General features: G+C 61.4%; 9 protein-coding genes. 5 read left to right on the top strand and 4 right to left on the bottom strand.

Going from position 1 to position 8,715, the window contains the following annotated elements; all coding sequences use genetic code 11:
• Both NW835_RS00045 and NW835_RS00040 read right to left on the bottom strand, forming a co-directional pair.
• Nucleotides 1–1,097, bottom strand: a 1,097-nt coding sequence (locus NW835_RS00045) for an FAD-dependent oxidoreductase (RefSeq protein ID WP_414414191.1), incomplete at its 3' end; no start/stop codon positions are given.
• A gap of 164 nt (nt 1,098–1,261) precedes the next feature.
• Nucleotides 1,262–1,525 (bottom strand): hypothetical protein, encoded by a 264-nt coding sequence (locus NW835_RS00040; RefSeq protein WP_414370512.1) that lies wholly within the window; start codon nt 1,523–1,525, stop codon nt 1,262–1,264.
• A gap of 104 nt (nt 1,526–1,629) precedes the next feature.
• On the opposite strand from NW835_RS00040, the gene NW835_RS00035 reads away from it, so the two are divergent.
• The 3 genes from NW835_RS00035 to NW835_RS00025 all read left to right on the top strand — a co-directional run bounded on the left by NW835_RS00035 (nt 1,630) and on the right by NW835_RS00025 (nt 4,197).
• Complete coding sequence (locus tag NW835_RS00035; protein WP_414414190.1) at nt 1,630–2,967, top strand: UDP-N-acetylmuramoyl-tripeptide--D-alanyl-D-alanine ligase; 1,338 nt, start codon at nt 1,630–1,632, stop codon at nt 2,965–2,967.
• 97 nt (nt 2,968–3,064) lie between these two features.
• Nucleotides 3,065–3,286, top strand: a complete 222-nt coding sequence (locus NW835_RS00030; protein ID WP_414363784.1) for a DUF3134 family protein — start codon at nt 3,065–3,067, stop codon at nt 3,284–3,286.
• Nucleotides 3,287–3,660: 374 nt separating this feature from the next.
• Nucleotides 3,661–4,197: a fasciclin domain-containing protein gene (locus NW835_RS00025; protein WP_414414189.1), complete on the top strand. Its 537-nt coding sequence runs from the start codon at nt 3,661–3,663 to the stop codon at nt 4,195–4,197.
• Nucleotides 4,198–4,320: 123 nt separating this feature from the next.
• On the opposite strand, the gene NW835_RS00020 is transcribed toward NW835_RS00025, so the two are convergent.
• Nucleotides 4,321–4,563, bottom strand: coding sequence for a hypothetical protein (locus NW835_RS00020; RefSeq protein ID WP_414365083.1), 243 nt, complete (start codon nt 4,561–4,563; stop codon nt 4,321–4,323).
• Nucleotides 4,564–4,881: 318 nt separating this feature from the next.
• On the opposite strand from NW835_RS00020, the gene menD reads away from it, so the two are divergent.
• On the top strand, nt 4,882–6,702 hold the full coding sequence (gene menD, locus NW835_RS00015) for a 2-succinyl-5-enolpyruvyl-6-hydroxy-3-cyclohexene-1-carboxylic-acid synthase (protein ID WP_414414188.1): 1,821 nt from the start codon (nt 4,882–4,884) through the stop codon (nt 6,700–6,702).
• On the opposite strand, the gene miaA is transcribed toward menD, so the two are convergent.
• Nucleotides 6,626–7,642, bottom strand: coding sequence for a tRNA (adenosine(37)-N6)-dimethylallyltransferase MiaA (gene miaA, locus NW835_RS00010; RefSeq protein WP_414414187.1), 1,017 nt, complete (start codon nt 7,640–7,642; stop codon nt 6,626–6,628). The two genes, menD and miaA, sit on opposite strands and share 77 nt — an antisense overlap.
• 121 nt (nt 7,643–7,763) lie before the next feature.
• On the opposite strand from miaA, the gene NW835_RS00005 reads away from it, so the two are divergent.
• Nucleotides 7,764–8,618: a hypothetical protein gene (locus tag NW835_RS00005; RefSeq protein ID WP_414332714.1), complete on the top strand. Its 855-nt coding sequence runs from the start codon at nt 7,764–7,766 to the stop codon at nt 8,616–8,618.
• Nucleotides 8,619–8,715 lie beyond the last annotated feature (97 nt).

Genomic DNA, 8,715 nt, shown 5'->3' with positions numbered 1-8,715 from the left:
CCGCTGAAGGTGGGAAACCCCTCCAGGTCAAACTGGCGGCGGTGCTCGGCGCGGGAGTAGCCTGGCTGCAACTGGGCCAGCTCGGCGCGGGAGCGCCCGCCATCGTCGTGGATGGCCAGCACGAAGGGAAAGGTAAAGGCCTGGGTACACTCCGGGTTGCTGGCCGGGGCGGCATTGGGCTCCCCCGTCAGATCTCGCCCTTCTGAGCCCAGCCGGTAGGGGATCCCCGCCCAGCCCACCAGCTCGCCGGTGTCGGTGGCGTCGATAACAAACAGGTGGCGGCCCGGTGGCGCCTGCAGCCGTAGCACCCGTTTGGCAAACACTTCCGTTTCCTGCCAGCTATACCAGCTCACCAATCCCCGCCACAGCCGCCCTGGCGGCACAAAGTTGGGATCCCGCGGCTGCCGCTGCACGGCGTAGAGGCTCTCGATGCGGGAGCCGTCGGCACTGAAGGTGGCCCCCTTAAAAGCGGTCTGGGTGGCCCAGCGACTCTGGGGAGCAGACTGAGCCGCCTGCCGCAGCCAGGTTTCTACCGCCTGCAGACCCGCCTGGGGCGGAAAACACAGCCCCCCTACCCAGCAACTGTTGATCTTGGTCACGCGGGTTCCCGGCGGGATCCCTGTCCAGGCGGGCAGATGCAGCGGCTGACTTTCGATCAGGGCCTTAAACTCCAGCCAGTGGCGGGAAAAATTGCCCCGCTGCCGCATGGGAAGGGACTCGTCGAGGGCCGATACCCCCTGCGAGGTGATCTGCCCCCCTAGCCAGGGGGTGAGCTCGATGAGGCAGGTTTGCACACCCCCCCGCATGGCTTGGCCTGCAGCCGCCACGCCCCCCAGGGATCCGCCCACCACCACCAGCTCGCACTCCCAGATCTCGTCCGGCTGCGGCAGAGGATCCAGCAGCGGCCAGCCGTGGGCCGTAAAACGGGGCACTTCCGGCTCTAGGGAGGCAACGGGAGATCCCCCTTCCGGCTGGGAGAGGGCGGCGAACCCCATCCCGGCCACAAAGCTCAGCAGTGACAGGAGCCCCAGCCCCAGAGCTCGTTTGTGGCTGAGTTGCTGCCGCGCCGCTGGGATCCCCTTACCGGCTGTCTTCACCTCAGTTTTGCCTCACACCCCAAGCTTTCTTCCGCAATGCTAGCGGGAGAACCCTTCTTGAGAAGAGCTGTTAAAGAGGTTGCATACCCTACCTCCCCATCCAGAGTAGCAGCAGCTTCGCTGACGTGCAGTACCATCCAGGTGCGCCTTCCTTCCCCCTAGGCCTAGGGCAGGGATCCATCGCAGGCCCGGCGAAATTGAGAAACGGGGAAGCCTTGTCGTCTCAGCCACTGGCCAGCGGCCTGGTCATCTTCGGTGACAGCAGGATCAAAGTGGGGATGGAGGCGCCCGACGATACAAGGATCCCTGCGCGTGTTGAGCTTCCAAGTTTGTTGATGAATAGGCCCCCCTTGAATGGCTGCGGGTGGCTCCGGATCCCCCAGATGGAAGTGCCGGACAAGGGGATCCAACCAGGTGCAATCGGGCATAAGCAACTTTTGAGCCCTGGATGGCAAGGGCTGGGTCGGTGCCTGGCGCTGGATTGGGCTTTTGTTGGTATCCTACGCGATAGCCTGTCTCCGCCTGCTGCTCCATGCTGACCTTGCAAACTGTGGCCGACCTGCTGCAAGCCCCTTTGCAGGGAGATCCCCACCTATTGGGGTTGCCGGTTCAGGCCCTTTGCACCGACAGCCGCCAGTTGCAGCCGGGATCCGTTTTTGTGGCGCTGCGGGGAGAACGCTTCGACGGGCACGATTTTATTCCGCAAGCCCTGAGCAAGGGAGCCGTTGCTGTCATCAGCCAGCGGCCAGTGGAGGGGCCCCACTTCCAGGTTCCCGATACCTTGACTGCCTATCAGCGCCTTGCCAGAGCCTGGCGGGAGCAATTTTCCATCCCGGTAGTGGCCATCACCGGCTCAGCAGGCAAAACCACCACCAAGGAAATGCTGGCGGCTGCTCTTTTGCGCTACGGCAGTGTTCTCAAAAGCGAGGCCAACCACAACAACGACATTGGGGTGGCGCAAACGCTGCTGCGGCTGCAACCAGAACACCAGTTTGCCGTTCTGGAAATGGCCATGCGCGGCCCTGGCGAGATTCGCCGCCTTGCGCAGATGGCTCGCCCCACCCATGCCTTGATTACTCACATCGGCACCGCCCACATCGGCAGGCTGGGATCCCGCGAGGCCATTGCTGCTGCCAAGTGTGAGCTGCTGCAGGAGTTGGGGCAGGGGGTGGCTGTACTCAATGGTGAGGATCCCTTGCTGTTGGCCACTGCCGCCAGCCTGTGGTCGGGACAAACCCTCACCTATGGCCTCACCCAAGGGGACTTGCGAGGAGCATGGGATCCACAAGCCCAAACCGTAACCGTGGAGGGCCTGACCTTGCCGGTGCCCCTGCCCGGAAGGCACCACGCCCTCAACTGGATGGGGGTGCTGGCGGCTGTGCGCAGCTTGGGGCTGAATTGGGAGTGCCTGCAAGAGCCCCTTGACCTACCGCTGCCTCTGCAGGGGCGCAATCGCCATCTCAAGCTGGCTGGGGACGTGGAGATTTGGGATGAGACCTACAACGCCTCGCCGGAAGCGATGATCGCGGCTTTGCACCTGCTGGCTCAAACTGCGGGAAAACGGCGCTGGGCCATCCTCGGCCCAATGCGGGAACTGGGGGAGCATGCCCCACAGCTCTACGCAGAGGTGGGTCGGGCGGCTGCCTCCTTGGGACTGGAGCGGGTCTGGCTTTTGGATCCCGATAGGGAGATGCAGCCACTGGTTGACGAAAAGCCAGCCGCCGAGGTTGAACGCTTTGAGGAAGCTTCTGCCCTGGTGGAGGGTTTGCAGCAGCAGGTGCGGGCAGGGGATCGACTGCTGTTTAAGGCGGCGCGGGCCGTCGAGCTGGAGCGGGTGCTACACCGCTTTTTGCAGGCTTGGCAGGGATAAGCTAAGCTAAAAAGCAGTCGATAAGCGGCCCCCTATCGAGGCCATCGACCCGGAGCTTAACCACACCCTCTTCATAGCTGCACTTCTTCCGGACAGCATGTACCACAACCCTTCTCTGCGGGAAGAACCTCGCGATCAGCCTCCAGTAGTGCTGCCGTTACCCGGTAGCATTTCCATCCTCGACTGGTTGCGCCAGGAAGGCCGGTTGATCGAGCAGCCCATCGAAGTCCCTGACATTGTCCTCGAAGAAGACATCGACGATATCGACGATTTGATCGGCGATGGGTACGACGAGGACTTCGAGACAGAAGAAGAGTAGGCACGACGGCCGAGATCGTTACGAGATCACCAGCTCGTTGATCCCTTCGCCCAACACGTTGAGGGCGTCGGCTTTTTCGCTGCCAATGGATCGCTAACTTGAGCAAACAAAACAATAGATGCAAACAAGCGTAACGGATCCCTCAGCCTCAAGGGATCTTTTTTTAGCTTGTTTTGGATTGCTTACCACCATCCCGCGATGATTGTTGCAAATCTAACCTCAGCGGAGATTAGCCTTGCAGCCCCTGTAAAAAAAGTACTTTGGGTCAGTGGAAATATCTTTTTTGGGGACTTTTTTCAATTTTTAGGAACTCAAGCTCCATCCCAGCCGTCATAGAGAAATGTAAACCTACTCTTCACGGAGGGTTACATTGCATGATTCGCAATCTCTTCGCTCTTTCCTTGGCTGTTGTCTCGGCCACCACGTTGGTTGCAGTCCCTGCGGTCATTGCCGGCAGCTACGGCGCAACTTCTGAAAGCGTGAAAACCGCTGCTGCTACCGGCAAAACCATTGTGGATGTTGCGGCTGAGGCCGGCTCTTTCACCACGTTGATCCAAGCCTTGGAGGCTGCCGACTTAGTGGAGGTACTGGCTGGGGAAGGCCCCTTCACTGTTTTTGCTCCCACCGACGAGGCCTTTGCAGCGCTACCGGAAGGCACTTTGGAGAAGTTGCTCTTGCCGGAAAACCGTGAGCAATTGACCCAGATTCTCACCTACCATGTGGTGCCCGGCAAAGTTCTCTCCAACGATCTGAAAGCTGGGGAAGTGGTCACGGTCGAGGGATCCCCTGTGGAGATTTCTTTGGCTGATGGAGTTAAGGTCAACGATGCCAACGTGGTGACCGCGGATATCGAGGCCGTCAACGGCGTCATCCACGTTATCGACAAGGTGATCCTGCCCCCGCAGAGCTAACCGTCGGTAGAGAAGTTCTAGATCCTGCGGGGTCTAGTTCTCTGGCAGCCCCTGCCCCTGGTGGTGGGGGCTTTGTGTTGCAACTTAGGCCGACGACCCTCAAGGGATCCCTGACCTTGAGATCTATAGGTCAATGCCGACACTGGAAGCGTAGATTGCTTCCACCGACACGCCCGAGACCCGCTGCGGACGCACGATCATGTACTCATTGTCCATTTGCTTGGGCAAGGTGATGAACTCGTCCCCACCCACCATCAGTTGGTTGATCAGCTCTGTGTATTCTCTGGCTTCCTTGACCCGTACCTGCATGGTTTGTCCACCTTCGAGCATGATGTGGACAAGGTATCCATCGGGTTTTCTGGCCATGGGTGCTCCTACTGGGTGCAGCAAAGATCAATAAGGGGCGTTCTCATGAACATTATTCCCCCATCGGAGAGACCTAGCCAATCCTCGCCCCCGCCAGAAAATCTGGAGTTGCGGCGCGACCAACCCACTTGAGGCAGTTTCCTGAGGGCGGGCACCTCCCTGGCGCACCTCCTTTAGCTCTCCTCCCAGAAAGAGAGGAAAGGCGAAGGAAGGCCAAACAAGTGGTTCCCCTGCGCTTAGGGATGGCTATAGATTACTAAAATGTGCCTATTTTGGGCTTCCTACCCAACTTGCTCGACACTGGCTGGGATAGCTGGAGTGACTGGCGCAAACTCCCTTCAACGGCTGGACTGGCGCAACCTCAACACCCTTTGGGGATCCGTTTTGACCGAGACCTTGAGCCGGCTGGGCTGTCGGGTGGCCGTGGTGTGTCCGGGATCCCGCTCTGCCCCCCTCACCTATGCTCTGGCGCAGCACCCCCAGATCGAGGCCATTCCAGTGGTGGATGAGCGGTCGGCGGCCTTTTTTGCCCTTGGCTTGGCCCAGCAGCTCCGGCAACCCATTCCCCTGGTCTGTACCTCCGGCAGCGCCGGCGCCCATTTTTTCCCTGCTCTGATCGAGGCGGCAGAAAGTGGTTGGCCGCTTTTGGTTTTGACGGCGGATCGGCCCCCAGAGCTGCGCCACTGCCGCGCCGGGCAGACTATCGACCAGGTGAAGCTCTACGGCCACTACCCCAACTGGCAAGCGGAATTGGCCCTGCCCAGCGCGGAGCCAGAGGCCCTGGCCTACCTGCGCCAAACCCTGGTTCACGCCTGGGAGCGCACGCTTTATCCTTTTCCCGGACCTGTGCATTTGAATGTGCCCTTGCGAGATCCCCTAGCTCCCGTTGCCGATGGCAGCACTGCGCCCCTGGTTCATTTGCAGGAAGATCCGGAGTTTGAGAAGACCTTTTTCCGCGGGGTTATCCCCCCATCTGGCCTGGTCACCCCGGCTGCCGGTTCTGCGTTCGCGTCAACAGCTTCCTTTTGGCAGGAGTGGCGCGGCTGTGAGCGGGGGGTGATCTTGGCGGGGCCGGCCCAACCGGCGGATCCCCAGCGTTATGCAGAAGCGGTGGCCCGCTTGGCGCTGGCCCTGGGCTGGCCGGTGTTGGCGGAGGGACTCTCCCCTCTGCGCAACTACGCTTCCCTCAACCCACATCTCGTCACCACCTATGACCTCCTCCTGCAGCGGGATGGCCCCCAGCTCTGGCCGGAACAAGTCATCCAACTGGGATCCCTGCCCACCAGCAAAGCGCTGCGGCAAACCCTGGCCAAAGCTCGCCCCCGCACCTGGCTGCTCGATCCCCGGCCCGAGAACGGGGATCCTCTGCACAACCCCACCACCCATTTGCCCTTTGCTGTGGAAGAGCTGGCCGCCGGGATCCCGGAAGCAACATTCAAAACTCCAGCCCCCCGAACAGCTTTTCTGCAGGGCTGGCTGACAGCCGAAGCGCAAATCCGCGCCACCCTAGACCAGACCATGGCTGACCTGCCGGAGTGGTTTGAGGGCAAGATTGCCTGGTGGCTGGCCCATCACCTGCCGCCGGAGACGCCGCTATTTATTGCCAACAGCACGCCGGTCCGGGATGTGGAGTGGTTTTGGCCGCCCAACGACCGCCGCATCCGGCCCTACTTCAACCGCGGCACCAACGGCATCGACGGCATTCTCTCGACCGCCTTCGGGGTGGCCCACCGCCAGCGCCCGACGGTGTTGCTGACTGGGGATCTGGCCTTTTTGCACGACTGCGGCGGCCTGCGGCTTAGCCCTTACCTGCAGGGATCCCTGACCATTCTTCTCATCAACAACCAGGGAGGAGGGATTTTCGAGCTACTGCCCATTGCGGAGGTGGGCCGCCAGGGGCTCAATCCTCCCTTTGAGCCCTACTTTGCCACTCCCCAGGCGGTGGATTTTGCTCGCCTCTGCCAGGCTCACGGCATTCCCCACCAGCGGCTGGAGACGTGGGAGGAGCTGGCTCAAGCCCTGGAGCCCTTGCCCGCCCAAGGGGTGCGAGTGTTGGAGATCCTCACCGATCGGAAAGCCGATGCTCAGCGGCGGCGGGAGTGGTTTCAGCAGTGGTCTGAGCTGCCATCCAGGCTTTAACCCGCTCCCAGATCTGCTCCGGCAGATCCTCAGCCTCGCAGTCTAGCCACTGGATCCCTGGCATGGCCCGAAACCAGGTCATCTGCCGCTTGGCAAACTGGCGGGTGCGCCGCACAATCAAAGGCTGCAGCTCCGCCTCTGGGATCCGCCCTTCTAGGTAAGCGCCGATCTCCGCATAGCCCAAAGTTTGCAAGAGGGGCAAGTCCGGCCCATAGCGCTCCCGCAGAGTTTTTACCTCTTCGATCCACCCCCTCTCCATCATCTCCGCCGTGCGCCGGGCAATACGTTGTTCTAGACGGGGCATCGGGCAGCGCAGCCCCAAGATCAAGATGGGGTAGTGGGGAGGGTGGGCCTGCCGCAGGCGGGAAGCCGGCTTCCCGGTGGTGTAGATGATCTCTAAAGCCCGCAGGGTGCGCACTTCATCATGAGAGTGGATCTGCCGAGCGGCCACGGGATCCAACTGCTGCAGCCAGGCGTAGCGGATCTCAGGTGGCCACGTCTCCAATTGGGTGCGCAACTGAGGCTGCGGCGGAACTGCCGGGATCTCCAGCCCTGCAGTGATGGATTGGATGTAAAGCCCCGTCCCCCCCACCAGAATGGGAGTCTGTCCCTGCCGATGGGCCTCGGCAATGCGGGCTTGGGCCGCTCGTTGGAACTCGGCCACGGTGTAGGTGTGGCGGGGATCCACAAAGTCAATCAACTCATGGGGCCAAAGGGCCCGCTCGGCGGGAGTGGGCTTGGCGGTGCCGATGTCGAACTCCCGGTACACCTGGCGAGAGTCGGCGTTTAACAGCGGGGATCCCAGCCGTTGGGCCAGCAGCAGCGCCTGGCGCGACTTGCCGGTGGCGGTGGGGCCAGCAATGACGACGAGCCCCGGCCCTGCGGTCGAGGAGGGAGGTTCTCGGCAGTCGCGCCCATTTGGAGACCGGTTTTGATCCATCCGCTGTCGGCAAGAAAGTTCACCCAGGGCAGCAGATTAAAATTTTCAAAGAACCCTAGCGCTGTGGATAAAATAAGACATCCATAGCCTCTATTGTCTTCCCGGCTCTTCGAATTTCCCCGTGATCTCATCTTACGTCTCTGCTTCCGTTGCCGTGTTGGGCGGGGCGCAGCCTCGATTTGAGCTGCCCCCTGTCAAACTCCTTCTCTTGTTGCTGCGGGCCTCGGCACGGCGAGGGCTGGCCGGCCTTGGCAGAGCCCTCGGAGCCGGTATCCTGGCGGCGCTGCTGGCGTGGGAACCGCGCCCTGCCTTGGCGGAAGTTTTGGTGCTCAAGCAAGGAGAAGTGCGCACTCTGCCCCTATTGCAAACGCGGGCCCGACTGCCCCTACAAATGGAAATGCTCTATTTGGGCATGGTGGAGGAGCGCTTCTTGAGCTACGCCCGCGCCAACAATTGGGAGACCATTGCTAGCGACCGCGAGGATCCCCGCTGGAGCCGCTGGCAACTGCGCCCAGGCGGTGAGGCCATCTACCTGCCGGATGCCCCTTCATCGCGGGATCCCTCAGAGCCCCCCCTCTACGCCCGCGGGTTTTATGTGCAAGCCTATTTTGTCGGCGGACGCTTGGCGGGGATGCACCTGATTCATAACCCGGAAGAGCCGGGCTTCAATTTGAGGCAACTGCAAAGGCTTGTTCGCGCTTGGTTCCCCGATAACCGCTTGATGTTGCACTACCAGGTGCTGCCGGAGGATCCCGACCGGCAGGTGCTGGGCGCCTACTGGGGCACCATCCCTTCTCCTTACCTTGCTGACATTCAGCGCAACAGCCGCCTGCCCTTTTGCCAAGTTTTTTTCAGCCCTACCTCGCCTCAGCCAATCGTTCCCACCTCTGCCCCTCCGCATTGCCTCAGCCAGACTGCCGTAGAGGATGGTGCAGCCCCTGCGGCTGCCCAGAAGAAGACCGCTGCTCTGCGCTAGAATTTCGAGCCCGTTCTTCCACCAGAAGGGATCCCTGCCGCTGAGCTGTGGCCATTCGCAATGGGCCAAGAATGAACTACCCCACCGCGTAGGCGGG

Origin of the sequence: Synechococcus sp. OH2 (genome assembly GCF_047462155.1) — a bacterium.
Classification (GTDB): Bacteria; Cyanobacteriota; Cyanobacteriia; order Thermostichales; family Thermostichaceae; genus Thermostichus.
This window is presented reverse-complemented; position numbering and strand designations above follow the sequence as displayed.

Bases quoted from the DNA above. Each gene is read 5' to 3' on its own strand.
- NW835_RS00040 (WP_414370512.1), bottom strand. From the start codon at position 1,525: ATGCCCGATTGCACCTGGTTGGATCCCCTTGTCCGGCACTTCCATCTG.
- NW835_RS00035 (WP_414414190.1), top strand. From the start codon at position 1,630: ATGCTGACCTTGCAAACTGTGGCCGACCTGCTGCAAGCCCCTTTGCAG.
- NW835_RS00030 (WP_414363784.1), top strand. From the start codon at position 3,065: ATGTACCACAACCCTTCTCTGCGGGAAGAACCTCGCGATCAGCCTCCA.
- NW835_RS00025 (WP_414414189.1), top strand. From the start codon at position 3,661: ATGATTCGCAATCTCTTCGCTCTTTCCTTGGCTGTTGTCTCGGCCACC.
- NW835_RS00020 (WP_414365083.1), bottom strand. From the start codon at position 4,563: ATGGCCAGAAAACCCGATGGATACCTTGTCCACATCATGCTCGAAGGT.
- miaA (WP_414414187.1), bottom strand. From the start codon at position 7,642: ATGGATCAAAACCGGTCTCCAAATGGGCGCGACTGCCGAGAACCTCCC.